Source organism: Nocardia caishijiensis NBRC 108228 (assembly GCF_001612825.1).
Lineage (GTDB): Bacteria > Actinomycetota > Actinomycetes > Mycobacteriales > Mycobacteriaceae > Nocardia > Nocardia caishijiensis.
This window is the reverse complement of record NZ_BDBE01000023.1, coordinates 46,585-72,566: the sequence shown is the minus strand read 5'-3', so window position 1 is coordinate 72,566 and position 25,982 is coordinate 46,585. Positions and strand designations below refer to the sequence as shown.

The window sequence follows — 25,982 nt, the reverse complement described above, 5'->3', positions numbered from 1 at the left end:
CACCTATGCGGTGACGGAACGCCTGCGCCGGATGGTTTTCTACCTCGCGGTTTCCCCGCCCCAGCCGGGCTGCTGACCCGTCTGCGGGTAGCCGCCCGCCTGCGGGCTGCCGCCCGCGCCCGGGGTGGCCCATTCCTGCTGGGTCTGCTGCGCGTGCGAACCCGGCACCCGCTGCCCCTCGCGCGTCATGTCCTCACGACCGCGCTGGTAGGCCTGCGCCTCGCCCTTGAGGGCGGGCATCTCCGACTCGATGTTGCCGAGCCAGTTGCCCCAGCGCTGCTCCATGGGCCGAACCAGGCCGCCGCCGACGCCGACGACGAGGATGCCGCCGATCGTGGCGAGCACCGCGATCAGGATCGGGGTGGTCACCGTGGTGGCGACGCCGATCTGGTTCAGTGCCGCGATGATACCGATCGCCCAGATGAACACCGAGGCGATGCGTCCGAGCAGCGAACCGTAGGACAGCCCACCGAGCGCGTTGGTGACCAGTTCGCCGACCGCGTGCGCGACCGCACCGGCGATCACCACGATCACGATCGCCACCGCCGCCTTCGGCAGCCAGGCCACGATACCGGTGAGCAGGTCACTGACCGGGTTGGGGCCGAACACACCGAAACCGATCTGCAGCGCGATCAGCAGAATCGCGTAGTAGGCCAGTTTGGCCAGCAGATCCGAGGCGTCGTACTTGCTCTTGGCCATCATCTTCTTGATCTGACCGCGCTCGACCAGCCGGTCGAAGCCGACCCGTTCGAGCACCGCGTTGACCACCTTCGCCACTACTTTCGCGATGATCCAGCCGATCAGCAGGATGGCGATGAAGGCAACCAATTTCGGCACGAATTGCGCTACCGAACTCCAAGCGTCATTGAAGCCTTGCTGGAAGTCGATCGCGACGACGGAGTTGTCCACAGCACTTCCTTTCGCTCTTCCCGCCCGATTTGCCGAGAGTGTCATCGGGGGCTTACCCGCCTGAATCGGTCCGAACCAGCCGGTTGCGAGAAATTTGCTTCCTTTCTCGCACGTGGGATGGACCACAGAATCGCTTCTTGTGCTCGTAGCTGTGGCGGCTCATTCTGTAAGTAAGTGGTTACTTACAGGAGAGGTACCGGTGGCACCGACGACGCGTGAGCGGATCATGACCGAGGCGCTGCGGTTGTTCGGCGAGCAGGGGTTCGCCAAGACGTCGGTGGCGCAGATCGAGCGGGCGGCGGGGTTGTCGAGCGGGGCCGGTGGCCTCTATCGGCACTTCCGGTCCAAGGACGAGCTGCTGGTCGAGGCGGTGTCGGCCCGGCTGTCCGAGCGCGGAGCGTTGCGGCTGTTCCTGGCGCCGGACTTCTCGATCGCGGCCACGCTCGCCCCCGAGGGATCGCTGGTCGACAAGTTGACGGCGCTGTGCCGGATCGGCCTCGACCGGATCGACCACGACCGCGACGTCAACCGCATCCTGATGCGCGACAACTCGGTTCCCGCCGACATGCTCGAGGTCTTCCGACAGCAGGAATACGCGGTCGTCATGCCGGTGGTCACCCGGGGGCTCGCCGAGCTGGCCGGTGACCACGGCCGCGCCCAGGACTGGGAGGCCACCGCCGCCGTGCTCGTCGGCGCGATCGCCCACTTCTGGCTGATCAGCGACATCTTCGACGGCGACCATCCGGCGAATGTCGAGGCCGAACGCTATCTGCGAGCAACCGCGGAAATGATCGCCGCCCGGCTCGAAGGGGCGGGCAACACACAGGAGGATCGACGATGAACACACCTGTCACGGTGATCGGTGGTGGCCTGGCCGGGCTCACCGCGGCGATCGCGGTCGCGGAATCCGGGGCGGTCGTGCGTCTGCACGAGGCGCACAGCACGCTCGGCGGTCGCGGTCGTGCCACCGAAGCACCGCATGTGGCACACGAGGGCGCGCATGTGTTCTACGCCGACGGGCCGCACTACACCTGGTTGAAGAAGCGCGGTTTCGTCGACGGCCTCGGCTGGCCCTCTCCTGTCGACGCGGCGAAGGTCGCGTTCCGGTGCGGCGGCACGCTGCGCCGTGTGCCGCCGCTGGCGATGCTGCGCGCGCAGGCCCGGATTCGACTCACCGCCCCCGTCGACGTCGACTTCCACACCTGGGCTTCCCAGCAGTGGGGCGAACGGACCGCCACGCGGATGGCCAACGCGATCAGTGTGGTGACCTACGACGCGGAAACCGGTCGACTCTCCGCCGCGTTCGTCTGGGATCTGTTCCAGCGCGTGCTCGGGGCGAAGGTTCCGGCCGTGCGCTGGGTACGCGGCGGGTGGCAGCGCACGATGGATCGCATGGTCACGCGGGCGACCGAACTCGGTGTCGCGATCGAAACCGGGTCGCGCCTCGATGCGGTGCCGACCGACGGGCCGGTCATCGTCGCCACGGACCTGGATTCCGCGCGCCGCCTCCTCGGCGACGAACTACCACGCGGCGCATCGGGTTTCGCCGCTCTCCTCGACATAGCCGTGACCGAGGACCGCCACGACCGCAGCCTGGTCTTCGACCTGGACGAAGGCGGGTTCCACGAGTCCTACACCATGCAGGACGACACCATCGCCCCCTCGGGCGAATCCCTCTACCAACTCCAGATGCCTGTGCGCCCCGGCGAATCCCGCGACGCCGCACACCACCGGCTCGAGGTCTTCGCCGACGCGACCATCCCGAACTGGCGCTCGCGCAGGACCTTCCATCGCAAGTCCACCGCCAAGAACCGCACCGGCGCCCTCGACCTCCCTGGCACCACCTGGCGCGACCGCCCCGCCATCGACCGAGGGAACGGAGTTTTCCTGGCCGGTGACATGGTCGCCGCCCCCGGCATGCGCGGCGAGATCTCCATCAACAGCGCGTTGATCGCCGCCGAGTCCGCGGTGGCTGCCCTGCGCACACGAACGATCAGCGGCGCCTGATCGGCGTTCGGCGCCCGGCCCACGCATCGGGCGCCGACCTGCCGTGTTCCCACGCGGTGTCGCCCGATCTCTGCCCGCAGCGCCACGGCACCGCGACCGCCTGTCGAAATTCGGTTGCGCTCCGAACAGGCCGAGTTCTAGCGTGATTCGCATGTCGTGCTGCATGTTCATCCGCATCCGCCACGCCCGGGCTCTGGCCCGCTAGCGGACGCGGATCTCCTCTCTCGCGTCCACCGGCGCGCCCAGGGCCCATCGAGACTCTTCCGACTCGATGACCCGAAGGGGCAACTGCCGTGGCACAGGATCACTCACACAAAAACTATTCGCATACCCAGCGCAAGGTCACCGCTCGTGGCGCCGGTCGCACGTCGCGTGACCTGAACAGAAGGACGCTGTCACAGAACTTCCTGGTCGACCCACACGCGGTCGACCTGCTGATGGCCGTCGCCGACCCCACAGGTGCCATCCTGGAACCGGGCGCGGGCGAAGGCGTGCTCACTCGGGCGCTGGCCCGGCGCGGGGCGACCGTCGCCGCCTACGAACTCGATCCGCTGCTGGCGGCGAAGCTCTCCGCCCAGACCAGGGGCGAGCACGGAATCCAGGTGGTCCGAGGCGATTTCGTCAAAGCCAAGGCGCCGCGCACCGAGTTCGCGGTGGTCGGCAACATCCCGTTCTCGATCACCTCGCCGATCGTGGGCTGGTGCCTCCAGGCCCCAGCCCTGACCTCGGCGACCCTGCTCACCCAACGCGAGTACGCCCGCAAACACACCGGCGACTACGGAAGGTGGAGCCTGACAACCGCCCTGACCTGGCCATGGTTCGACTGGCAACTACGCGGCCACATCCCTCGCACAAGCTTCCGCCCGATCCCGGCAGTCGACGCCGCCATCCTTCGCCTCGACCGCCGCCCGACACCCCCTGTCCTCCAACGCGATTCCTATACTGAACTGGTGCGCACCGCGTATACCGGAATCGGCGGCTCGGTCCGCACCGCGCTGCGAACCCGCTACCAGGACGTGGACTCCGCCCTGCACAGCGCGGGCATCGCCCACGACACCGTGGTCGCCTACGTCCACCCGGAGCAGTGGACAGCCCTGCACTCCGCACTGGTCTGATGAACCTCCCGCAGGGCCGTCGATCGGCGACCCTGCGGGACTTCAGCGCCAGACACGGTGACCTATGCTTCACTGCGACATCGGCATTCAAGGGGTGGAATGAACACACTGCGGCGACTTCTACCGATGCTGCTGATTCCGATACTCGCCGGATGTTCACAGACAGATCCCGGAGCACCCGAACCCACCACCATCGTCAGTACGACTTCGGCAGCAGCCACGAAATTCGGAGTTCCCGTCACCCCAGCGGATCAGCAAAAGCTGGAGCTCGCCGACCGGATTCGCACCGTCGACCCATGTGGGCTGTTTGATCGCGACCGACTCGCTACTCACGGCAAACTCACGACACTCGGCCCCTACCAGACGGTGACAGGGTGCCGACTCGGCCTGCTGACACCGCAGCAACGCGACGGCTCCGCGGTACACATCGTCGTCACCACCCAGGCACCGACTTCATTGGCGGGGAACACCGTTCAGATCTTCGACGAGACAGCGATAGTCACGGATGATGTGAACCCCGATCGCGCCTGTGCCCTCACGTTGCCGGTGCGTTTTCCCGAGCGGTCGGAGCCCGGTGCGCAAGACCGCACAACTGCAGAAACAGCGCACGTACGCGTCGAAGCCGGCCCGCTGATCGAGGCAATCGTTCTGTCAGGACCCCCGAGGGAACTCGGCAAACACCAAGTGATGGTGACACTGAGTGCTGCGTGTTCGGTCATCGACGACGTAGCGCCGATCGCTCTCGACCTGTTCGGCGCGAATCGCTGAAATACCCTCCCTGGCCCTGTGTTCAGGCACAGTTGGTGGCGTTCCAGGTCGCCTTTCTCAGCGAGTCACGCGACCGATCGGTGGCGATCTGCCACGCGACGAATTCGCACCATCATTGTCGAGGACGGGACGACCTTGCCGCTCATGTAGGTGGACAGTCGTGAGCCGGAAGTTCCGACGCAGGCGGCGAATTCGGCACTGGTCAACCCGGAATCCGCGACCGCCCGACGCACTTCGTCAGCGACTTCTCGGCGCTCTTCGGTCTCCGCGCGTTCGCGTGCCCGCTCGAGCAGCCCTTCCATCAATTCGGCGACCCCGTAGGGACGACTGTGCGAAAGGACTTCTTCCAATCGACGCGCGATCCGCCCCCACGGATCGCGCCGCAACTCCGCACCGATCCGCCGCCAATCACGAAGGTCGCCTCGCTCCAACGCGGTCTGCACCGCCTCGGTCGGCCACTCCGAAACCGGCGCGTCCGGGGAGATGTTCAGATTACGAAACTGGACCATCATCCCCGCCTTCCGCGAGAGCTATCGCCACTTCCCGACACCGATCCCGCACTCGATTCCAATCGTGCCACTTGTGATCGAGATTGCGATACGCCGCCAGCTGCTGAGTTACCGACGAGTCGGCGGGGCGCGGATCAGCGAGCTGACGCGCCACCTGAGAGGAGACGGGCAGTCCATCGATTCGCTGGTCGGCGTAGTAGTCATCGATGTGCGCAAGCACCGTAACCGCCTGGGCGATCCCCATCGCATCCGTCATCGCGGCAACATCGAGATAGTCGCGGGTCTGGTTGCGCCGCACGATCAGGAAGGCCTTGATACGCAGCGTTTCCGCAGCTGTCGGTACACACAACTGGCGCCCCGAGGGGAGTTCGATCGTCGCCGTTTCCAGCGGCCGAGCACGGATCAACTGCCGCACCCCGGCCTCGATATCGCCCAGTCGGCCAAGGATCAACTTCCCCGGCCGCACCCGGTTGGTGACCCACTCCCCCTCGGATTCGATGGCCTCGAGCACCATGTCGAAACGGTCTCGCAAGTCGCGTAGAACATGGTCGTGGTCATAGGAGTCACGGTGCCCCGCGTAGAGCGCCGCCGCTGAGCCTCCGACCAGCACCGCATCCGGCACCAATACCTGCAGCTTCGCCGCCGATTCCAGCACGGCTCGAAGTTCGTCACCAACGTCGTTCGGGTCACCGACCATGACGCCCATATTATCAGTTGTGATAATCAACCAGAACAGCTCGCCCCGCAGGCGGCGGGGTTTCCCATTGCACCGGCAGCATGAACTGGTGGACGTACCCGCAGTGCACACACACCACCCCGGTCGCGCTCTCGTTGAGCCAGTCCCAACCCATGAAGGTCATCCCCGGCGTGTTCATGCTGATCTGGCGTTGCTGGAATCTATCCCCGCGACACACCACGCATTGCAGGACTATTCGGCCTGCCACCATTACTCGAGCACCTGGCGGTGGGTTCATATCAACGCCCGCTGCTGCTGTCCATGCCCATCGAAACGAATGTCGATCCGATCCGTGGAAGGTTCGACCGCTCCCCGGTGGGTGCCAGCAGATCGGATGAGATATCAGGTGAGACGCTTGGATTCAGCTGGGCAGAGTTCCGCTCAACCGAATCAGCTGATGAGCCCCAGGGCGTCCTCGGGGTGAGGGGTTCCTCGTCCCAGAACTCGCAGAACCTCAGCTCACTGCCGCTATCCGGGCGGCCTTCGCGTTGGTCCGACCTCAGATCGAGCCGGTGCTGAGGAAGCCGAGGAGGTCGTGGCGGGTGATGACGCCGACGGGCTTGCCGTCTTCGACGACCATCAGCGCGTCGGTGTCGGACAAGGCCTTGGTGGCGGTGGAGAGGGGTTCGCCGGAGCCGATCAGGGGGAACGACGGGCTCATGTGCTGGGCCACCGAGTCGGTGAGCTGGGCGCGGCCCTCGAAGACGGCCGAGAGCAGGTCGCGTTCGGTGACGCTGCCCGCCACTTCGCCCGCCATCACCGGCGGCTCCGCGCCGACGACCGGCATCTGGGAGACGCCGTATTCGCGCAGGATCTCGATGGCGTCGCGCAGGGTTTCCGAGGGATGGGTGTGCACCAGGTCGGGCAGCTCGCCGGACTTGCCACGCAGCACGTCACCGACCAGCGGTTCCGGACCCGCCTCGAGCGGGGTGGTGAGGAAGCCGTAGGAGCTCATCCACTTGTCGTTGAAGATCTTCGACAGGTAGCCGCGGCCACCGTCGGGCAGCAGCACCACGACGACGGCGTCGGGGTCGCGCCGGGCCACCTCGATCGCGGCGACCACGGCCATGCCGCACGAGCCGCCGACCAGCAGGCCCTCTTCGCGCGCGAGGCGACGGGTCATCTCGAAGGAGTCGGCGTCGGAGACGGCGATGATCTCGTCGGGCACGGCCGGGTCGTAGGCGGTGGGCCAGAAGTCCTCACCGACGCCCTCGACGAGGTAGGGACGGCCGGTGCCGCCGGAGTACACCGAGCCCTCGGGGTCGGCGCCGATGATCTTCACCTTCCCGCCCGAGACCTCCTTGAGGTAGCGGCCGGTGCCGGTGATGGTGCCGCCGGTGCCGACGCCCGCGACGAAGTGGGTGATCTTGCCTTCGGTGTCGGCCCAGATCTCCGGGCCGGTGGTCTCGTAGTGGCTTTCCGGGCCGCCCGGGTTGGAGTACTGGTTGGGCTTCCAGGCGCCGTCGATCTCGCGGACCAGGCGATCGGAGACGTTGTAGTAGCTGTCGGGGTGCTCCGGTGGCACGGCCGTGGGGCACACCACGACCTCGGCGCCGTAGGCGCGCAGCACGTTGCGCTTGTCCTCGCTCACCTTGTCGGGGCAGACGAACACGCACTTGTATCCGCGCTGCTGGGCGACCAGAGCCAGGCCGACACCGGTGTTACCCGAGGTGGGCTCCACGATCGTGCCGCCCGGCTTCAGCAGGCCCTCCTCCTCGGCGGCATCGATCATCTTGACCGCGATGCGGTCCTTGGAGCTGCCGCCCGGGTTGAGGTACTCGACCTTGGCGGCGACCAGGCCCGCGTTCGGGCCGACCACCGAGTTCAACCGAACCAGTGGGGTGTTGCCGATGAGGTCGACGACATGATCCGCGATGCGCATGAGCTCCATAGTTGCAGAACCACGCGTGCGGGTCGCGACCTGGTCCGACACTGTGTGCCAGCACACCGGCCGATCAGCCCGCGGCGCGGCGCCCCGACAGGCCGACGGCGGTGACCCCCGCCGCGACGACCACCAGCGCAACACACCACCACAGCGCGCCGCGATAGGCCGAGGTGACGGCGTCGGGATCGGCGTAGGCGCGTCCGGACAGCCCGACCAGCAGCGGCAACGCGGCGACGGCGAGCAATCCGGCCGTGCGCGAGACCGCGTTGTTGATCCCGCTGGCCACGCCCGACCGACGCGCGGGCGCGGCCGCGAGGACGGTTCCGGTCAGCGGGGCGACCAGCATCGAGAGGCCGAGTCCCATCGCGAGCATGCCGGGCAGAATGCCGGTCACGAACCGCACCTCGCGCGGCGCCACCGCCAGCAACGCCAGCCCACCGGCCAGGACCAACGCACCGCCCACCATCGGCCCGCGCGGCCCGAACCGGGTGGCGAGCGCACCGAAACGGGCGGCGAGCAGGAACATCAGCACGCTGATCGGGACGCTCGCCGCCCCGGCCGCCAACGGCGACCAGCCCGCACCGACCTGCAGGAACAGGGCGATGAACACCATCGACCCGGACAACGCGGCGTAGACGAGCAACGTCACCACATTGATGAGGGTGAAGACGCGGTCGGCGAACATCTCCGGCGGCACCATCGGATACCGCGCCCGCCGTTCGACGACCACGAACGCCGTCGCCGCCGCCACTCCCGTCACCGCGGCGCCGATGGTGGCCGGGGTCGCGCCGCTGTCGGGCCACGCGGTCAGCGCCCAGGTGATCCCGGCCAGCGCCACCGGGGCCAGCACGATGCCGGGCAGGTCGAAGTGATTGCCCTCGGCGCGTTCGTCACGGGACTCGGGCGCACCCCGTAACAGCACCAGGGTGAGTACGGCCAGTGGCAGATTGATCGCGAACGCCCACCGCCACGACAATCCGACCAGCCAACCGCCGAGCACCGGGCCCGCGGCGGTGGCGATGCCGAGCGTGCCGGTCCACGCCCCGATGGCCCGCATCCGGTCGGCGCGCACGAACGACGACTCGACCAGCGCCAGACTGCCGGGAGTCAGCAGGGCCGCGGCGACGCCCTGCGCCAGCCGCGCCGCGATCAGGGCCTCGATCGTCGGCGCCAACGCGCACAGCACGGAGGTGACGGCGAACGCGGCCACACCCCAGGGGAACATCCGTTTGCGCCCGAACCGGTCACCGAGCGCGCCACCGACGAGGATCAGCGCGGCGAGCGCGAGGGTGTAGCCGTTGATCACCCACTGCAGCGCGGCCAGGTCGGCATGCAGTTCCGACCCGATGCGCGGCAGCGCGACATTGACGATGGTGCCGTCGAGAAACCCCATCCCCGAGCCGAGCACCGTGGCCGCGAGCAACCGTCGCCCGGCGGGTCGGTCGAGTCGCAAAAGCTCGGGCGCCTTCCCCACTCCCGCACCATAGTCCAGCGCCGCCCGGTCAGCGCCTCGGCGAGCGGTCCGACGCGCAACAACTGATCTCGTCAGGACATGGGTAACTCACCGGGCACGAGCCGACCCACCCACCTCACAAGAGCTTGCCGCGCCCCGAACTCGCCCCGCACCTGAGTCTGGCCAAAAGACGCGGAGAGGCGGATGAGCCGTAGAATTTTCGGGTGTGAGCGCACCTCGAATCAGCTGGCGCACGGCCGCGGTCACCGGCGCCACGACCGTCCTGGCCGGGTCGGGGGCGGGCACCGTGTCCTGGGCGACCTACCGGCTGCTGATGACCCAGGCCGGTGCCGCACGCGCGGTGATCGGCCGCGACACCTCCAAGCCACCCGAGGCCGACGGCGTGTACGCCCCCGGTGCGAACCTGCCCGAGCCGTGGCGCAAGAACGTTCCGTTCGACCTGCATCTGATGATCTTCGGCGACTCCACCGCCGCCGGTCTCGGCTGCCTCGGCGCCGCCGACGTGCCGGGTGTGCGGCTGGCGCGTGACCTGGCCGAGGCCACCGGGCTGCGGATCCGATTGAGCACCAAGGCCATTTCCGGCGCCACCTCCAAGGGCCTCGCCGGACAGGTCGACGCGATGTTCGTCGCCGGGCCGCCGCCGGATGCCGCGGTGATCCTGGTCGGCGCCAACGACATCACCAAGAAGCATTCGATCCGGGCCTCGGCCCGCAGGCTCGCCCAGGCGGTGTCGCGGTTGCGTGAGGCCGACGCGCTGGTCGTCGTCGGCACCTGCCCCAACCTGGGCACCGTCACCGCCATCCCGCAGCCGTTGCGTACGGTGGTGGCGAACTGGAGTGTGCGGCTCGGCAAGGCACAGACGGTGGCGACCACGCTGGCCGGGGGAATCGCGGTGCCGATGGGTTCGCCGCTGGTCGCCTCGGAGTTCCGGGCGGCGCCGGAGATCTTGTTCGCGACCGACGGTTTCCATCCCTCCGCCGCGGGCTACGAACTCGCGGCCGCTCAGTTGTCGCCGGTGCTGATCTCCGCGGTGCGAGCCCGCCCTGCCCTTCCGGTCGCGCACGGGGAGACGTAGATTCACGGCAGACCGGCAAGTGAAACAGCCGTTCGCGCCAGCCTTCCGAAAAGGAGTCCTCATGCCCGAGGCCGTCATCGTCTCCATCGCCCGCTCCCCGATCGGCCGTGCCGTGAAGGGGTCCCTGGCCGGGATGCGCCCGGACGACCTGACCGCACAGATGGTCAAGGCCGCGCTGGACAAGGTCCCCGCGCTCGACCCAACGCAGGTCGACGACATCATCCTCGGCACCGGCTCGCCCGCCGGTGAGGGTGGCTTCAACCAGGGTCGCATCGTGGCGGTGAAGCTCGGCCTGGACGTGGTGCCCGGCACCACCGTGCACCGGTACTGCGCGTCGTCGCTACAGACCACCCGGATGGCCTTCCACGCGATCAAGGCAGGCGAGGGTGACGTGTTCATCTCCGCCGGTGTGGAGACCGTGTCGCGCTACGCCAAGGGTTCGGCCGACAGCTCGCCCGACACCAAGAACCCCGAGTTCGCCGAGGCCGAGGCCCGCACCGCCAAGACCGCCGAGGGCGGCGCGGGCGCGTGGCACGACCCGCGCCAGGACGGCCTGCTGCCCGACGCCTACATCGCGATGGGTCAGACCGCCGAGAACGTCGCCTCCCTCACCGGCATCAGCCGTGAGGACCAGGACCACTGGGGTGTGCGCTCGCAGAACCGGGCCGAGGAGGCCATCAAGAACGGCTTCTTCGAGCGGGAGATCACCCCGGTGACCCTGCCCGACGGCACCGTCGTCAGCAAGGACGACGGCCCGCGCGCCGGTGTCACCTACGAAGCGGTGAGCCAGCTCAAGCCGGTGTTCCGTCCCGACGGCACCGTCACCGCGGGCAACTGTTGTCCGCTCAACGACGGCGCCGCGGCGCTGGTGATCATGAGCGACACCAAGGCCAAGGAGCTCGGCCTGACCCCGCTGGCCCGCATCGTGTCCACCGGCGTCTCCGGCCTGTCCCCGGAGATCATGGGCCTCGGCCCGATCGAGGCCGTCAAGAAGGCCCTGGCCCTGGCGGGCAAGTCGGTCTCCGACATCGACCTGTTCGAGATCAACGAGGCCTTCGCCGTCCAGGTGCTCGGCTCGGCTCGCGAGCTGAAGATCGATGAGGACAAGCTCAACGTCTCCGGCGGCGCTATCGCCCTCGGCCACCCCTTCGGCATGACCGGCGCCCGCATCACCGCCACCCTGCTGAACAACCTGCAGACCTACGACAAGCAGTTCGGCGTGGAAACCATGTGCGTCGGCGGCGGTCAGGGCATGGCCCTGGTCATCGAACGACTCAGCTGAGACAGGCACGAAAAAGCGGCCCACCGAATTCGGTGGGCCGCTTTCGTGTGTGTATCAGTCCCGCTGGAAGTAGCTCAGCAGGCGCAGGATCTCGACGTAGAGCCAGACCAGGGTGACGGTCAAGCCGAGGGCGACGCCCCAGGCGGCCTTCTCCGGGGCCTGGGCGCGGATCAGCTGGTCGGCCGAGTCGAAGTCCAGCAGGAAGCTGAACGCGGCGATGGCGATGCAGACCAGGCTGAACACGATGGCCAGCGGGCCGCCGTCGCGCAGGCCGAAGCCGCCGTCGGTGAAGAAGCTGGCGATCAGGTTGCCGAGCATCAGGACCAGCACGCCGACCATGGCGCCGAGCAGCATGCGGGTGAAGCGCGGGGTGACCCGGATCGCGCCGGTCTTGTAGACCACGAGCATGCCGAAGAACACGCCGAACGTGCCGAGCACCGCCTGGCCGATCAGGGCGCTACCGCCCACTCCGCCGAACTCGGTGCCGGTGAACATCAGCGACAGCGCGCCGAGGAACAGACCCTCGAACGCCGCGTACGACAGTACGAGCGCCGGGTTGTCCATCTTGTTGCCGAAACTCGCGACCATGACCAGCACGAAGCCGATCAGGCCGCCGCCGATGACGAACAGCGGCGCGAGCGACGGATTCGCCGTCGACAGCGCGAAGGAGATGATCGCCGAGACGGTGAGCACCGCGAGGGTGATACCGGTCTTGGTGACCACGTCGTCGATGGTCATGGCACGGGTCGCGGGCGCCTGCTGGTACTGCTGCCCGTACTGCTGACCGTATTCGCCGTACTGGTTGCCCAGCTGGCCCGCGCCGGTCACGCCCGAACCGAAGTTCGCGTAACCGCCGACTCCCTCTTGGCGAGGTAAGTTCTTGAACACCGGATTCGATGAGGTACGCACCGTGCGCCTTTCCTGGAGTGATGAAACGTCGTACAGCTCCAACTGCCCTGTTCAACGTGCCGTGAACGGACAAAGTTCCCGGCGTCGCGATCGATGATCGCCCCACCGTCCGTTCGGACAAATCGGACTCTACCCCGTTGGAGCGCCTCTATCGTTGTACGTCGCGCAGGCCACGGACAGACCGCGTCACCGTGAACTTCTGGTTCCGGTCGATCACATCGGTCCGCCCGACCATCCGTTCCACCACGCCCCGGTAGTTCAGGTGCGAGTTGTACACCGTCCACAATTCGCCGCCGGGGCGCAGCACCCGGCCGGTCTCGGCGAACATCTTGATGGCGGACCCGGTGTGCACGGCCGCGCCCACATGGAACGGCGGATTGCACAGCACCAGGTCGGCGCTGTTGTCGGCCGCCGAGGACATGGCGTCGTCGCGCACCACGGTGACCCGGTCGTCCACCCCGTTGACGGCGGCGGTCGCGCGCGCCGAGGCGACCGCGGCGCAGGACTGGTCGGTGCCGACCACCCGGATACGCGGCCGCGATTTGGCCAGGGCCACCGCGAGAATGCCGGTGCCGCAACCCAGATCGATGGCCTCGCGCGCGTCGGGTTTCATCCGGTCGAGATGCTCGAGCAGGAACCGGGTGCCGATGTCGAGGCGCGGGCCGGAGAACGCGGCACCGTAGGCGACCACGTCGCCGTCGATCTCGATGATGTTCTCGCGCACCGGGAAACGCGGTTCGCCGACGGGTAGCGGTTCACTGACGACGAGCACCCGTGACTTCTGCCTGCCCCGGCCCGCCCGCACCTGGCGGAACGTTTCGGCGAACACCTCGTTCATGGTCGGGGTGAGGTATTTGTCGCGGCCACCGGCGTAGACGACCACGTCGTCGGCGGCGTAACGGGCGATGGCCTCGGCGATCTCGGCGAGCCCGGCAAGCATTTTCGGCAACCGCATCACGACCACGCGGGTGCCGGTGAGCAGGTCCACGTCGAGACCGTGCACGGTGAAACGATCGGCGAGACCGAGGTTCTTGGCGTTGCCCGCGAGGGCGAGTTCGCCGGTGAGCAGGTCCTGGTGCACCCGGATGCCGGTGTGTCCGTGCCGTACCGCGATCCCGAGGGTCAGCGCGCCGTAGGCGTCGCCGATCACCGCCACCTCGCCGGTGCCCGCGCCCGCGAGCGCGTCGGCGGCGGTATCGAGGATCAACCGATCCGCGGCGTCGACGGCATAGAGATTCGGCGCCTCCACGTCCGGATACCGGCGCAGCCGGGTGAATACGTCCTCGACACTGTCCACCCGACAAGTGTGCTAGATCGTTGCCCCATCGTCACATCCGCCCCTGGCGCACTGCGGAACCGATGGACACATAGGCGCGCGGAGCATGGAAAAGACTGACGGCGAACAGGTTCCACTCACGCGTGCCGACTGCGCTGATCTCGTGATGTACGCACCCAGCAAACTCACAGCCTGGACACGCGCCCGAGTGATTCCCGCGACCCTCCAGTTCACCTGAGTACCATCGGTCACATGCGCAACGCCCCCGTGTTCGTGCTGATCGCCGCCGCGGCTCTGGTCCTGCCGAGCTGCGGTTCCGACGACGCGCCCGCCGCGACGCCGCCGACCACGACGACGAGCACCGCGAGCACCTTCGCCGACGCCACCGGCCCGCGCGACAACGCGGCGAAGTCCGGCGAGGCGAGCGACGGCGCCGCGCTCACCGTCACCGATGTGCGTCTGGGCAACCACCCCGGCTACGACCGGGTCGTCTACACCCTCGGCGGCACCGGCACCCCCGGCTGGCAGGTGGCCTACACCGACAGCGCCGTGCAGGACGCCAGTGGCCGGGCCGTCGACGTGGCCGGTAGTTCGATCCTCGAGGTGCGCATCCTCGGTTCGGCCTACCCGTTCGACTCGCCCGTCCCGCCGTTCGCCGGGCCCGACCCGGTGACCGACCCCAGCACACCGCGTATCACGGGTGTCTACAAATCGGTGGTGTACGAAGGCGTCACACAGTCGTTCGTCGGGCTCGACGCCGATCGGCCCGGCTTCACCGTGAGCACGCTCGCCGACCCACCGCGCCTGGTCGTCGACATCGCGAACGCGTAGTTCTACCCCTACCGTGTGCGGGTATTGCGAAGCCCGTGTGAGCACTGGTTAGACTCGTCGCCGTGACCGTCCAGCCTTCGCACGCGCGCTTCGTCCGGGCTCTCGCCGTGATGCTGCTGCTGGCCGGAATCGTCGCGATGCACTCCGCGGTCTTCGTCACCCCCGCGCATGCCCACACCGGTGAGCACGTCGAAGCCGTCGCACCCCAGGACGACCACGAACCGGATCACGGCTGCGGCAGCGGTGGTTGCGGTGAGCACGCGGCCGTCCACGGCTGCGTCTTCATCCTCGTCGCCCTGACCGTGCTGCTCGGCTGGATGCTGCTGACGCGGCTCACCGAAGACGGCGACGCCATCCGCCGGGCGACCAGAACCTGGCGCGGCCGCCGCGAGCGACCACCTCCCTGGACCGTGCTGTCCCTGTCCCAACTGGCGATTCTGCGGATCTGACAGGTCGGCCCGCGCGGCCCCTGTTCGACACCCACACCCGAATCCCCAGGAGGATCACTCATGTCCATCACCCGTACCGTTCTCGCCCTCGCCGCTGTCGCGGTGGTCGCCGCCGGTTGTAGCGACGACTCGACCACGCACAGCACCCAACACTCCTCGACCACGGCAAGCACGACCACCGCCGCGGCCCGCACCGATTTCAACGACGCCGATGTGAACTTCCTGCAGATGATGTACCCGCATCACGCGCAGGCGGTCGAGATGTCGAAGCTGGTGCCGAACCGCACCCAGAACCAGCAGCTGATCGCGCTGGCCGCGCAGATCGAGCAGGCGCAGGCGCCGGAGATGCGGCAGATCACCGATCTGCTCACCAGCTTCGGCGAACCCGCGCCGAGCGCCGAGGGGCACGGTGGCCACGGCATGCCGGGGATGATGACCGAGGAGCAGATGAGCGCGCTGGAAGCCGCCTCCGGCGCCGAGTTCGACCGGCAGTGGCTGCGGATGATGATCGAACACCATCAGGGCGCGGTCGAGATGGCCAAGCCCGAGCTGGCCCAAGGCGTCAATCCGGAGGCCAAGCGGCTCGCCACGAAGATCATCGCCGATCAGGAGGGTGAGATCGCGACCATGCGCGGCATGCTCGGCCAGAGCTGACCCGAGTGGCGCCGCGCCGGTTCGGCGCGGCGCCACCTGATCGTCGCCAAGCCAGTACCGTCGAGATGTTCGGCACCGCGACGGTGACCGACACTCCGGCGAGGGAGGAGAGGTTGATGCTGGTACGGGAACGAATGGGGCTCGGCACCGCACTGGTCGCCGTGGCGGGCACGCTCGCGCTGGCCGCCTGCACCAATCAGGTGCCGGGCACGGCCGAGGCCAATCTCACCGATCTCGCCGCGTACACATCCGAGGTCGCGGCCTCATCCACCGCCAAGGTGAAGGCGGCCAACGACTCGGCCTGCGACGGGCTGCGCGCGGCCAACAAGAGTTCGGTCGCCTCGTTCAACGCCTACATCGAGGCGAGCAACAACCAGGCGCCCGACACCGACACCAAGGCCAACGAGGCGGTTCCGGTGCTGCGCAACAATGCCAAGGACCTCGACCGCAAGATCACCCCCGAGGTGATCGCGGCGCTGGCCGAGCCGCTGCGCACCTATCGCGACAAGACCAACCTGCTCGCCGACACCCTAGAGCGTCGCGCGGCCACCGACGAACTCAACGGCGTGATCGATCAGTTCAACACCGCCAAGGACGCGGCGATCGAGGTCTGCCGACCCTACGGCCGCTAGTGACGTAACAGGAACATCACCGTTCGCGATTGTCACCCCGAGACAAGTCATCGGAGGGTTGCGTGCGTGGGTTCCTGAAATATGGTGCGGCGGTTGCGGTTACCGCGGTGTCGCTGACCTCGGCGGCAGTGTTGCCCGTCGCCGCGGCCGACCCGCCGACCGTGCGGCACTGCGAGGTCAGCTCCGGCCGGACCCCGCAGTCCGCCGCCCCCGCCGAGGTCGCCCTCGACCCCGATCGGGTCGCCGAGGCCATGCGCCTCGCCGTCGACCCCACGCGCTTCAACATCCAGCTCTACCGCAACAACTGCCTGGTCGCGGCGGGCCCGCGCAACGCCGAATCCGGTGGGGTGCCGTGGAATCTGTGGAGCGGCACCAAGAGCGTGGTGGCGCTGGTCGCGGGTGCGGCGGTGGACGACGGCGCCCTCGACGTCGACGCGCCCATCGGTCGCTACCTGCCCGACGGGCTCGGCGACGAGGGCCACCGGGCGATCACCGTGCGCAACCTGCTCACCGAATCATCGGGAATGGAGGTGGCGATCGCCGCCGAGGGCGCGACGGGGTTGGCCCAACTCGACCCGAATGTCGTCGCCCAGGCCCTGGCGATGCCGATCGAACGCCCGCAGGGCACCCAGTTCCGCTACAGCCAGCGCGCGGTCGACCTGCTCGTGTATGTCATCGCGCAGGCCGTCGGCACGGACTTCCAGGACTTCGCTCAGCGAAAGCTGTTCGACCCGTTGGGCATCCAACGCACCGACTACTACTGGGCCCGCGACCGCGCCGGAAACACCTACGGCCACGCGCATCTGCTGCTCCCGCCGGACGACTTCGCGAAACTCGGTCTGCTCGTGGGCAATCGGGGCCGGTGGAACGAACAGCAGGTGATCTCGGAGGCGTACCTGCACGAGGCCTTGTCACCCTCGCGGGCGATGCCTTGTTACGGCTTCCTGTTCGTCGTCAACGGCGCACCGTGCCGCCTCGAATTCCCCGGGCTGCCCGATGACGCCGTGAAGATGTCGGGGATGCTGCGCAACGACAGTTACATCGTGCCGAGTCTCGGGCTGGTACTGAACTGGACGGGCGTCGCCACACCCGGTGTGTCGACGACCTACACCCACGACGTGCTGCGCACACTGGTGTCGTCGTTCCGCGATGTCGCGGTGCCGGATCCGGGCCCGTACCGGGAGAAGCCGGATGTGAGCGTCACCGATCCGATGATCGCCCGGCCCGATCCGGTGTTCGGCACCTTCGGCCTCGGCCCGTACGCCTACCCGGGCTGCGGGTTCGTCGAATGCCTCGGCGAGACACCGAAAGCCCCGTTCGCCGACACCCCACCCGGCTGCGTGGTGCTCGGCTGCCTCGGCCCCGACCCGCGCACCCCCGGCATCCGCTGACGGCTGGCGTATCCTCGACAGCGACCGGACAGGACCAGTAGGGACCGGTTCGCCGAGAGGAGCCAGCCCCATGCCAGCACCGCTGCGAGACAGCGCAGTGCCCAAGCATGAACAGTTGCGCGCGATCCTGCTGCAGAAGTGCACGCGCGAACTGCAACCCGGCGATCTGCTCACCAGTGAGCGAAACCTGATGCAGGACTACGGCGTCAGTCGGATCACCGTGCGGGAGGCGGTGGGCCAACTGGTGAACGAGGGGTATCTGGTCCGGGTGCGCGGGAAGGGGACGTTCGTGGCGCACCGGCCGGTGCAGTCGCGCTTGCATCTGGCCTCGTTCACCGAGGAGATGCGTGCCCTCGGCCATCAGCCGAGTACGCTCGTCCTCGTCGCCGAAAAGGCGCCCGCGCCCGAGCCGACGGCCCGCGCACTCCGGCTGCCCCAGGGCGCCGACGCCTATCACGTGCGCCGGTTGCGCCTGGCCGACGACGACGCGGTGAGTGTCGACGACGCCTGGTTCAACCCGGAACTCGTCCCCGACCTCATCGCCCACGACCTCACCGGCTCGCTGTACCGCCTCGCCGCCGACCGCTACAACCGGCCGATCGAGCGCGCCGAGCAGACCGTCGACGCCCAGGCCGCCGACGCCGGGATCGCCGCCCTGCTCGGCGTACGCAAGGGCGCGCCCGTGCTGCACTTCGACCGGGTGTCGTTCAGCGCGGACGTGCCGGTCGAGCACACGCACAGCTGGTATCGCTCCGACCGGTACCGAGTGCAGATGGAAGTCGGAAGAAGCTCCTGAAACACTCATATTTCAGATACCGTATGGGCGCTATCACAGCGAAGTGCTCGGAGGTATCACCGTGTCCCTGTCCCCCACCCTCACCCGCGCGGGCGTTCTGACCGCGCTGGCCGCCACCGCCTTGCTCACCGCGAGCGGAACCGCCAACGCCGTCGGCAGCGCCGATTGGGATCTGCTCCCGTCCGGCTCGGTGGTGATCGGCCCACCCACCGGCAGCGCGGGCTCGGTCGACATCGGCCTGCCCACCGGTTCGGTCGACGCCGATTTCGGCTCGAGCGCGCCCACCCCGCCGCCGTCCTCGGGTTCGGCCGTAATGCCCGGCTCCGCAGGCTGATTCCGTGCGGCGCGTCATCTCGGCGAGGTGACGCGCCGCACTCGGAACGGCACCGATCGTGCCGCAGATACGTTCCAGCGCAACCGAAGCTGTTTCTTCCGCACCGAACCGGGCATACGCCCCACGGGACGTGCCACCCGGTGCGTCTGATCGTTACCCGAACAGGTGAGCTTCACATGATTCTTCTCGGTGCAATTCTTCTCATCGCCGGCCTCGTCTTCGGCATCCCGATTCTCAACACCGTCGGTGTGATCGTGCTCGTCATCGGCCTCGCGCTGCTCATCGCGGGCAGCGTCGGACGTCCGGTCGCCGGTCGCAGGCACTACTACTGAGTGCCGCCTGCCACCGGAAAGGACACATCATGACGAATACACCGCGCATCGCTTCGATTGTTGTGCTGGTCTGGTTACTGATCGGTGTCCTTGCCGCAGGTCAGCGCGGCTACTACACCGACCGCGACCAGAACTGCGCGTCGCTGGGCACCATCGTGGTCACCATGATCGCGGGCCCGCTGAACTACATGGGCGTCAACCCCAAGGTCGACGACTGTGCACTCCCGCAGCCCAGCTAGCCGGAATCCGCGCGCGAGCTATCTGGCTCGCGCGCGGATCAGGGCCGCCAACCGCCGCAGGGATTCCTGATTGCGCGCGGCGAAGGCCACGTCCTGGGCGATCCCGGGAATCAAGCTCGCGGGCCCGCGCGCGGCACGTTCGGTCATCCGGATCGTGGTGCGCCCGGGCTCGACTTCGGTCAGGGTGATCCGGATCAACGCCGACCCGACCGACCACAGCCGCGCCTCCAGTTCGAGTCGGTGCGGCGGGTCGATCGCGCGCACCTCGGTGGTGTCGCCGATCAGTACCGGCCACAGCCCGAAGCGGTAGTGGATACGGCTGCCGACGGCGGGCCAGTCGGCGTCGACCTCGCGGATATGGGAGGCCCCGACCACCCAGCTGGCGTACAGCCAGCCGTCCGACAGCGACGCGAACGCGACCTCGCACGCCACCGGCACGGTCACCTCGGCAGTCAGCACCAGACCAGCGTAATTCCCGCCCGCCCGGTCGGCGCGGCAACGCGGGCGCGACCCCGCGGCACGCCGAAACGAGACAGATGCGGGAAAATTGCTGTACATCGTTTCGACGTGGGATCGTTCCCTTATGTCCACGCAACACACGCGCCTCGGCGACCAGCCGGAGCCCGCCGACCCGGCGTCCGAACGCACCCTGTTCGGGCACCCGATCGGACTGACCAATCTGTTCGGCGTCGAGCTGTGGGAGCGTTTCTCCTTCTACGGCATGCTCACGATCCTCGGCTACTACCTCTACTACACGGCCGCGGACGGCGGACTCGGGATCGAGCAGAGCACGGCGCTCGGCATCGTCGGCGCCTACGGCGGATTGGTATACCTGTCCACGGTCCTCGGCGGCTGGATTGCCGACCGGGTGCTGGGCATGGAACGCACCGTGTTCTACGGCGGTGTGGTGGTGATGGCGGGCCACCTCGCGCTGGCGGTGTTGCCCGGATTGGCCGGTGTCGGTGTGGGTTTGGTGCTCGTGGCGCTCGGCAGCGGCGCGCTGAAGGCCAACGCCTCGTCCTTGCTCGGCACCCTCTACGCGCCCTCGGACGCGCGCGTGGACGGCGGCTTCACTCTCTTCTATCTCGGCATCAACATCGGTGCCTTCACCGGTCCACTGCTCACCGGTCTGCTGCAACGCGAATGGGGATTCCACGTCGGCTTCGGCGCGGCGGCGGTCGGCATGGCGCTCGGCCTCACCCAGTACGTGATCTTCCGGCGCAACCTCGGCACCCACGGTCGCGAGGTACCCAATCCCGTGACCCGCGCCGAACTACGGCCGGTGCTGATCGGCGTGGCCGTGGCCGCCGTGGTGGTCGGACTCGCGATCTGGGCGGGGTGGATCACCCTGGACAATCTCTCCGATGTCACCACCGGCGTCATCGTCGTCGCGTCCATCGCCTATTTCACGGTGATGCTCACCAGCGCGAAGGTGAATCCGGTCGAACGCACCCGGGTCGTGGCGTTCATTCCGCTGTTCCTGGCCAACGCGGTGTTCTGGTCGCTGTTCCAGCAGATGTTCACCATGCTCGCGGTGTACTCCGACGAGCGCGTCGACTGGCGCATCTTCGGCTGGGAGGCACCGGCCAGCTGGATCGGCTCGGTGGAACCGGTGTGGATCATCGCGCTCTCGCCGCTGTTCGCGCTGCTGTGGACCAAGCTCGGCAACCGGGCACCGAGCACCCCGATCAAGTTCGCGCTCGGTGTCATCGGCATGGGTGTCGCGTTCTGGTTGTTCGCGCTGCTGTCGGGTTTCGAGGGCAAGACCGTCCCGGTCCTCGCCGTGTTCGCCATCCTCGGCGGCTTCGCGATCTCGGAACTGCTGCTCTCCCCGATCGGCCTGGCGGTGACCACGCATCTCGCGCCCGCCGCGTTCCGCTCCCAAATGATGGCGCTGTACTTCTTCTCGGTCGGCATCGGCACGTCGATGGCGGGCACGCTGGCGCGCTACTACAGCCCCGACAGCGAGGGCACGTACTTCGGTGTCAGCGGTGCGGCCGCCATCGCGGCCGGACTCGTGGTCGTGGCCTGCGCGCCGTGGATCACGCGGCGCATGCAGGGTGTGCACTGACCAGCCGGGGTAACTCTTCTCACAACGTTTCGCACCGCAGAAGGAGAACAACGTGCCGACACCGGCAGAGACACCGCGCCGACGAGGTGGGGTGTTCCGCACCAAATCGGTCGAGCAGTCGATCCTCGACACCGATGAACCCGACTCCAAACTCCGCAAGGACCTGACCGCCTGGGATCTCACGATCTTCGGTGTCGCCGTCGTCGTCGGCGCGGGCATCTTCACCCTCACCGCGCGCACCGCGGGCAATGTGGCCGGACCGTCGGTGTCGCTGGCGTTCGTGTTCGCCGCCATCGCGTGCGGTCTCACCGCCGTCTGCTACGCCGAGTTCGCCTCGACCGTTCCGGTCGCTGGCAGCGCCTACACCTACTCCTACGCCACCTTCGGTGAGCTGGTCGCCTGGATCATCGGCTGGGACCTGATCCTGGAGTTCGCGCTGGCCGCGTCGGTGGTCGCCAAGGGCTGGTCGCAGTACCTCGGCACCGTCTTCGGATTCGAGTCGGCCACCGTGCAACTGGGGTCGATCACCTTCGACTGGGGCGCGGTGTCGCTGCTCGCGGTGCTCGGTGTGCTGCTCGCGGTCGGCACCAAGGTGTCCTCGCGCGTGTCGGCGATCGCGGTCGCCATCAAGCTCGGCGTGATCGCGCTGGTGCTCGTCCTCGGCGTCACCTACTTCAAGGCCTCGAACCTGAGCCCCTACATCCCGCCGTCGCAGCCCGCCGACGACGGCGCGAGCGGCCTGCACCAGTCGCTGTTCTCCTTCGTCACCGGCGCCGGTGACAGCAGCTTCGGCTGGTACGGCCTGCTCGCCGCGGCCAGCCTGGTGTTCTTCGCGTTCATCGGTTTCGACGTGGTCGCCACCGCCGCCGAGGAGACCAAGAACCCGCAGAAGGCGGTGCCGCGCGGCATCCTCGGTTCACTGCTCATCGTCACCGTGCTGTACGTGGCGGTGACCCTGGTGCTCACCGGCATGGTGCCCTACACCGAACTCGCGGGCGAGAACGCCACGCTGGCAACGGCATTCGCCATCCACGGCGTCGACTGGGCCAAGACCGTCATCTCCATCGGCGCCCTCGCGGGCCTCACCACCGTGGTGATGGTGCTGTTCCTCGGCCAGACCCGGGTGCTGTTCGCCATGGCCCGCGACGGCCTGCTGCCCCGCTGGCTGGCCCACACCGGCACCCGAGGCACCCCCGTGCGCCTGACCGTCATCGTCGGCATCGTCTGCTGCGTGCTCGCCGGTTTCGTCGACTTCGGCACGCTGGAGGAGATGGTCAACATCGGCACCCTGTTCGCCTTCGTGCTGGTGTCGGTCGGCGTGCTCATCCTGCGCCGCACCCGCCCCGACCTGCCCCGCGGCTTCCGTGTCCCCCTCGTCCCCCTCATCCCCATCCTGGCCGTCGCGGCCTGCCTGTGGCTGATGGTGAACCTGTCGGTGGAGACCTGGCTGCGCTTCCTGATCTGGATGGCACTCGGCTTCGTGATCTACTTCGCCTACAGCCGCCACCACTCCCTGCTCGGCAAGCAACAGACAGTAGCCAAGGACTGACCAGCACCGATAGACCTCCCGGCCGGATCGGCGTGCTCCAACACGACACGCCGATCCGACCGGGTCTACCGCCAAAATTCCGGTACACCCGTACGAGTCGCTAGGCTGTGGCGGACGCCCCTATAGCCCAATTGGCAGAGGCAGCGGACTTAAAATCCGTCGAGTCTGGGTTCGAGTCCCAGTGGGGGCACTTCGGTGCCAGGTCGCGATCGGTCATCGGTCGGACTTGCCATCCACCGCGCGATGCCGACCGGAGACCACCGCCCGACTCATTTCAGGTGCCGGGTGAAGAACCGGCCCGCCTCCGCTCCGGCGTGCGGCGGGACGCCGGTGTGCCCGCCCATGTTGGCGTTCAGGGTTTTCTCCTGGGAACCGAAGGCGTCGAAGAGGTCGAGGGCCATTCGGCGGTCGTTTCCTTTGTCGTCCCATTGCAGGAGGACGTGGAGGGGGATGGTGACAGTCCTGGCCTCCTCGATGATGGCGCGGGGGACGAAACTTCCGGCGAACAGGACGGCTGCGGTGATGCGGGGATCGACGGCCGCCAGTCGGGTGCCGATGGAGATGACTCCGCCCGAGTAGCCGACCGGGCCGCCGATTTCGGGGAGGGCGAGGAGGGCGTCCAGGGCGGCTTGCCACTCGGGGACGGCGTGGTCGACCAGCGGGAGGACGAGTCGGTCGACGATGTCGTCGTCGACGGGGCCGCCGGTCGCCAGCGCACGGCGCAGGTCGGTGAGGGCCTGGTCGGCGGCGGGCGAGCGGGGACGGTCGCCGCTGCCGGGGAGTTCGATGGTGGCCGCGGCGTAGCCCTCCGCGATGGTTGGCCGGACGCGGTCGAGCAGACGGGGGTACGCGGTGCGTAGTCCGAGCGGCGGAGGACCGACCAGGATCAGCGGCATCGGTGTGGCGACGGATGCGGGCGTCCACAGGAAGCCGGGGATGTCGCCGAGGAGGAACTCGCGTTCGCGCAGGTCGTGGTCGAGGAGTTGATCGGTGGTGAATCGCACGGTCGTGCCTTTCGGGAGTGCTGATGAACGGCGCTCCCGGACGACCTATCGCCCGACCGTGACTCCAGCGGAGAGCACCCACGTCGATACTGCGTTCACGGGTACCACCTCCTCGATCTCTGTCACGGAACTCGTGCAAGGTAGCAGTGGGCGCTGTCGTTCGCCAACGGATTTTCAAGCGCCGATGATGTCCGCGGGCAGGAACATCGCGCCGAGTTGGGTGGCGATGGCGAAGGTGTGGTCGACGAGTCGGGATGGTTCGACGTCGATGGTGCCGGTGCGCCAGGCCGTGAGGAGTTCGATGAAACCGCCGATGCCTGCCAGGGTGCTCATGCGCACGGCTGTTTCGTCGGCGTCGGGGCGCAGGTGGGGCCAGGCGGCGGCGAGCAGGAGGTCGGTGGCGTCGGTGAGCATGGCTTTGCGGCGTTGTTCGAGGACGGCGCTGCCCGCGTGGTCGGCGAGCAGGATGCGGGCCCGGCCGCGCAGGTCGGTCTGCAGTTCGACGGCGCGGGCGATGGCGGCGCGCAGGATTTCCATGGGTGCGCGGTCGGCGTTGTCGGCCAGGATGGTTGCCAGGTCGGCGAAGACCCCCGCGCACACCTCGTCCCAGACCACGGCGAGCAGATCGTCGCGGTCGGTGAAGTTCTCGTAGAAGTAGCGGTCGTTGAGCGCGGCCCGCTGGCAGACACCACGCATCGTCACCGCGGCCCATCCGCTGTCGAGCCAGATGTCGAGTGCCGCCGCGATCAGGTCGGCGCGGCGCTGCGCCCTGCGCTCTTCGGCGGTGCGGCCGCCCCAGGTCCGGGCCGGTACACGCACATCCATGGTTGACAAAGTACTCCGTCACGCGCCTAATTGGTGTCAGGTGCGGCCAATGGTGGCAGACGACACCAGTTCGGACCGGGCCGGTTGACCGAAGGAGTCGCCATGCGCCTGTTCCGACGCCGTCGAACCGAACACGCCGACGCGGTGGTCACCGGCGCGGGCAGCGGGATCGGGCGGGCCTTCGCCGTCGAACTGGGCGGACGCGGCGGACGGGTGGTGTGCTCCGATATCGACGCGGACCGCGCCGCCGAGACCGCGGTTCTCGTCGAGAACGCGGGCGGCAAGGCCATCGGCGCCCGCTGCGATGTCACCGCGATCGACGCGGTCACCGCACTGGCCACCCTCGCGCGGGACTGGTTCGGCGACGCGCCGACGCTCGTCATCAACAACGCCGGGATCGGCGCCGGTGGACCGCCCGTCGGTGAGTTCACCCTCGCCGATTGGGAACGCACGCTCGGGGTGAATCTGTGGGGCGTCATCAATGGCTGCCACGTCTTCACGCCCATCCTGCGCGCGGCCGGGCGGGGAACGGTGGTCAATGTCGCCTCCGCCGCCGCCTTCGGCGCGGCACCACGGATGGCGGCGTACAACGTGAGCAAGGCGGGAGTGCTCGCGCTGTCGGAGACCATGGCGGCCGAGTTGTCCGGAACGGGCGTCGGCGTCACCGTTCTCTGTCCCACGGCCGTGAAAACCGGAATCCTGCAGGCGGATTCGCCGCTGGACGCCACCGCCGAGCGGCTCGGCGAATCGCTGCTGCGTTGGACCGGCCGACCACCCGCGAGCATCGCGAAGACCACCCTCGACGCCGTCGACCGAGGCGACCTCTACGTGGTGCCACAACTGGAAGCCAAAGCGCTGTGGCAGGCCAAACGCTGGATGCCGACCACCTACACCCGGTCGGCGGGCCTGCTGAACCGGGTCGTGCGCTGA

29 protein-coding genes and 1 tRNA gene are annotated in these 25,982 nt (G+C 68.1%); 19 read left to right on the top strand and 11 right to left on the bottom strand.

The genetic code is table 11. From position 1 onward, the window contains the following. Positions 1-39: 39 nt before the first annotated feature. Positions 40-909 carry a mechanosensitive ion channel family protein gene (locus NC7_RS06660; RefSeq protein ID WP_067980330.1) on the bottom strand — a complete coding sequence of 290 codons (870 nt, stop codon included), beginning with the start codon at positions 907-909 and terminating at the stop codon, positions 40-42. A 199-nt stretch (positions 910-1,108) separates the two neighbouring features. Between NC7_RS06660 and NC7_RS06655 the strand changes: the two genes are divergently transcribed. The 4 genes from NC7_RS06655 to NC7_RS06640 all read left to right on the top strand — a co-directional run bounded on the left by NC7_RS06655 (position 1,109) and on the right by NC7_RS06640 (position 4,799). Beyond that, a complete protein-coding gene (locus NC7_RS06655) occupies positions 1,109-1,750 on the top strand; it encodes a TetR/AcrR family transcriptional regulator (RefSeq protein ID WP_067980324.1) in 642 nt (213 codons plus the stop codon). Then, a complete protein-coding gene (locus NC7_RS06650; protein WP_067980322.1) occupies positions 1,747-2,916 on the top strand; it encodes an NAD(P)-binding protein in 1,170 nt (389 codons plus the stop codon). The genes NC7_RS06655 and NC7_RS06650 overlap by 4 nt, the downstream gene beginning before the upstream one ends. 293 nt (positions 2,917-3,209) lie before the next feature. Beyond that, entirely contained in the window at positions 3,210-4,031 is an 822-nt protein-coding gene (gene erm / locus NC7_RS06645; RefSeq protein ID WP_067980317.1) for a 23S ribosomal RNA methyltransferase Erm, read from the top strand. A 99-nt stretch (positions 4,032-4,130) separates the two neighbouring features. Beyond that, positions 4,131-4,799, top strand: a complete 669-nt coding sequence (locus tag NC7_RS06640) for a hypothetical protein (protein WP_067980315.1) — start codon at positions 4,131-4,133, stop codon at positions 4,797-4,799. Between the two features lie 65 nt (positions 4,800-4,864). On the opposite strand, the gene NC7_RS06635 is transcribed toward NC7_RS06640, so the two are convergent. The 5 genes from NC7_RS06635 to NC7_RS06615 form a co-directional block, all read right to left on the bottom strand. Continuing rightward, positions 4,865-5,311, bottom strand: coding sequence for a helix-turn-helix domain-containing protein (locus NC7_RS06635; protein WP_067980312.1), 447 nt, complete (start codon positions 5,309-5,311; stop codon positions 4,865-4,867). Beyond that, positions 5,292-6,005: a hypothetical protein gene (locus NC7_RS06630; protein WP_157101864.1), complete on the bottom strand. Its 714-nt coding sequence runs from the start codon at positions 6,003-6,005 to the stop codon at positions 5,292-5,294. Before NC7_RS06630 ends, NC7_RS06635 begins: the two co-directional genes overlap by 20 nt. Before the next feature lie 13 nt (positions 6,006-6,018). Then, entirely contained in the window at positions 6,019-6,183 is a 165-nt protein-coding gene (locus tag NC7_RS06625) for a hypothetical protein (protein ID WP_157101863.1), read from the bottom strand. 360 nt (positions 6,184-6,543) lie between these two features. Further along, positions 6,544-7,926 carry a cystathionine beta-synthase gene (locus tag NC7_RS06620; RefSeq protein ID WP_067980450.1) on the bottom strand — a complete coding sequence of 461 codons (1,383 nt, stop codon included), beginning with the start codon at positions 7,924-7,926 and terminating at the stop codon, positions 6,544-6,546. Between the two features lie 73 nt (positions 7,927-7,999). Further along, a complete protein-coding gene (locus NC7_RS06615) occupies positions 8,000-9,403 on the bottom strand; it encodes an MFS transporter (RefSeq protein ID WP_157101862.1) in 1,404 nt (467 codons plus the stop codon). A gap of 205 nt (positions 9,404-9,608) precedes the next feature. On the opposite strand from NC7_RS06615, the gene NC7_RS06610 reads away from it, so the two are divergent. Both NC7_RS06610 and NC7_RS06605 read left to right on the top strand, forming a co-directional pair. Next, complete coding sequence (locus tag NC7_RS06610; protein ID WP_067980303.1) at positions 9,609-10,478, top strand: SGNH/GDSL hydrolase family protein; 870 nt, start codon at positions 9,609-9,611, stop codon at positions 10,476-10,478. A gap of 61 nt (positions 10,479-10,539) precedes the next feature. Continuing rightward, on the top strand, positions 10,540-11,760 hold the full coding sequence (locus NC7_RS06605; RefSeq protein WP_067980300.1) for an acetyl-CoA C-acetyltransferase: 1,221 nt from the start codon (positions 10,540-10,542) through the stop codon (positions 11,758-11,760). Between the two features lie 54 nt (positions 11,761-11,814). Here NC7_RS06605 and NC7_RS06600 read toward each other — a convergent pair whose 3' ends face one another. Next, complete coding sequence (locus NC7_RS06600; protein WP_067980296.1) at positions 11,815-12,669, bottom strand: Bax inhibitor-1/YccA family protein; 855 nt, start codon at positions 12,667-12,669, stop codon at positions 11,815-11,817. Between the two features lie 148 nt (positions 12,670-12,817). After that, complete coding sequence (locus NC7_RS06595) at positions 12,818-13,966, bottom strand: class I SAM-dependent methyltransferase (protein ID WP_067980293.1); 1,149 nt, start codon at positions 13,964-13,966, stop codon at positions 12,818-12,820. Positions 13,967-14,197: 231 nt separating this feature from the next. Here NC7_RS06595 and NC7_RS06590 point away from each other — a divergent pair, with 231 nt between their 5' ends. From NC7_RS06590 to NC7_RS06555, 9 genes are all read left to right on the top strand, one after another. Then, positions 14,198-14,776, top strand: coding sequence for an AMIN-like domain-containing (lipo)protein (locus NC7_RS06590; RefSeq protein ID WP_067980290.1), 579 nt, complete (start codon positions 14,198-14,200; stop codon positions 14,774-14,776). 62 nt (positions 14,777-14,838) lie between these two features. Beyond that, a complete protein-coding gene (locus NC7_RS06585; RefSeq protein WP_067980287.1) occupies positions 14,839-15,225 on the top strand; it encodes a DUF6153 family protein in 387 nt (128 codons plus the stop codon). A 60-nt stretch (positions 15,226-15,285) separates the two neighbouring features. Next, entirely contained in the window at positions 15,286-15,879 is a 594-nt protein-coding gene (locus NC7_RS06580; protein ID WP_067980284.1) for a DUF305 domain-containing protein, read from the top strand. Positions 15,880-15,995: 116 nt separating this feature from the next. Further along, positions 15,996-16,511: an Rv2240c family protein gene (locus tag NC7_RS06575; RefSeq protein WP_067980447.1), complete on the top strand. Its 516-nt coding sequence runs from the start codon at positions 15,996-15,998 to the stop codon at positions 16,509-16,511. A gap of 107 nt (positions 16,512-16,618) precedes the next feature. Further along, positions 16,619-17,902 carry a serine hydrolase domain-containing protein gene (locus NC7_RS06570; protein WP_236573094.1) on the top strand — a complete coding sequence of 428 codons (1,284 nt, stop codon included), beginning with the start codon at positions 16,619-16,621 and terminating at the stop codon, positions 17,900-17,902. A gap of 70 nt (positions 17,903-17,972) precedes the next feature. Beyond that, complete coding sequence (locus tag NC7_RS06565) at positions 17,973-18,698, top strand: GntR family transcriptional regulator (protein WP_067980282.1); 726 nt, start codon at positions 17,973-17,975, stop codon at positions 18,696-18,698. A gap of 61 nt (positions 18,699-18,759) precedes the next feature. Next, on the top strand, positions 18,760-19,032 hold the full coding sequence (locus NC7_RS06560; protein ID WP_157101861.1) for a hypothetical protein: 273 nt from the start codon (positions 18,760-18,762) through the stop codon (positions 19,030-19,032). A 176-nt stretch (positions 19,033-19,208) separates the two neighbouring features. Continuing rightward, positions 19,209-19,364 (top strand): DUF6131 family protein, encoded by a 156-nt coding sequence (locus NC7_RS29485; RefSeq protein WP_167352405.1) that lies wholly within the window; start codon positions 19,209-19,211, stop codon positions 19,362-19,364. A gap of 29 nt (positions 19,365-19,393) precedes the next feature. Beyond that, positions 19,394-19,603 carry a hypothetical protein gene (locus NC7_RS06555; protein ID WP_067980277.1) on the top strand — a complete coding sequence of 70 codons (210 nt, stop codon included), beginning with the start codon at positions 19,394-19,396 and terminating at the stop codon, positions 19,601-19,603. An 18-nt stretch (positions 19,604-19,621) separates the two neighbouring features. On the opposite strand, the gene NC7_RS06550 is transcribed toward NC7_RS06555, so the two are convergent. Continuing rightward, positions 19,622-20,062, bottom strand: coding sequence for an SRPBCC family protein (locus NC7_RS06550; protein ID WP_067980274.1), 441 nt, complete (start codon positions 20,060-20,062; stop codon positions 19,622-19,624). 124 nt (positions 20,063-20,186) lie between these two features. Here NC7_RS06550 and NC7_RS06545 point away from each other — a divergent pair, with 124 nt between their 5' ends. The 3 genes from NC7_RS06545 to NC7_RS06535 all read left to right on the top strand — a co-directional run bounded on the left by NC7_RS06545 (position 20,187) and on the right by NC7_RS06535 (position 23,413). Then, the gene (locus tag NC7_RS06545; protein ID WP_067980272.1) at positions 20,187-21,674 is read left to right on the top strand and encodes a peptide MFS transporter; all 1,488 of its coding nucleotides are present in this window, start codon (positions 20,187-20,189) and stop codon (positions 21,672-21,674) included. A 52-nt stretch (positions 21,675-21,726) separates the two neighbouring features. Beyond that, positions 21,727-23,223 (top strand): amino acid permease, encoded by a 1,497-nt coding sequence (locus NC7_RS06540; protein WP_067980270.1) that lies wholly within the window; start codon positions 21,727-21,729, stop codon positions 23,221-23,223. Positions 23,224-23,339: 116 nt separating this feature from the next. After that, positions 23,340-23,413, top strand: a tRNA-Leu gene (locus NC7_RS06535). Positions 23,414-23,492: 79 nt separating this feature from the next. Here NC7_RS06535 and NC7_RS06530 read toward each other — a convergent pair. After that, positions 23,493-24,227 carry a dienelactone hydrolase family protein gene (locus NC7_RS06530; RefSeq protein ID WP_067980269.1) on the bottom strand — a complete coding sequence of 245 codons (735 nt, stop codon included), beginning with the start codon at positions 24,225-24,227 and terminating at the stop codon, positions 23,493-23,495. A 174-nt stretch (positions 24,228-24,401) separates the two neighbouring features. After that, positions 24,402-25,052, bottom strand: coding sequence for a TetR/AcrR family transcriptional regulator (locus NC7_RS06525; protein ID WP_067980267.1), 651 nt, complete (start codon positions 25,050-25,052; stop codon positions 24,402-24,404). 102 nt (positions 25,053-25,154) lie between these two features. Between NC7_RS06525 and NC7_RS06520 the strand changes: the two genes are divergently transcribed. Next, complete coding sequence (locus NC7_RS06520) at positions 25,155-25,982, top strand: SDR family NAD(P)-dependent oxidoreductase (RefSeq protein WP_067980264.1); 828 nt, start codon at positions 25,155-25,157, stop codon at positions 25,980-25,982.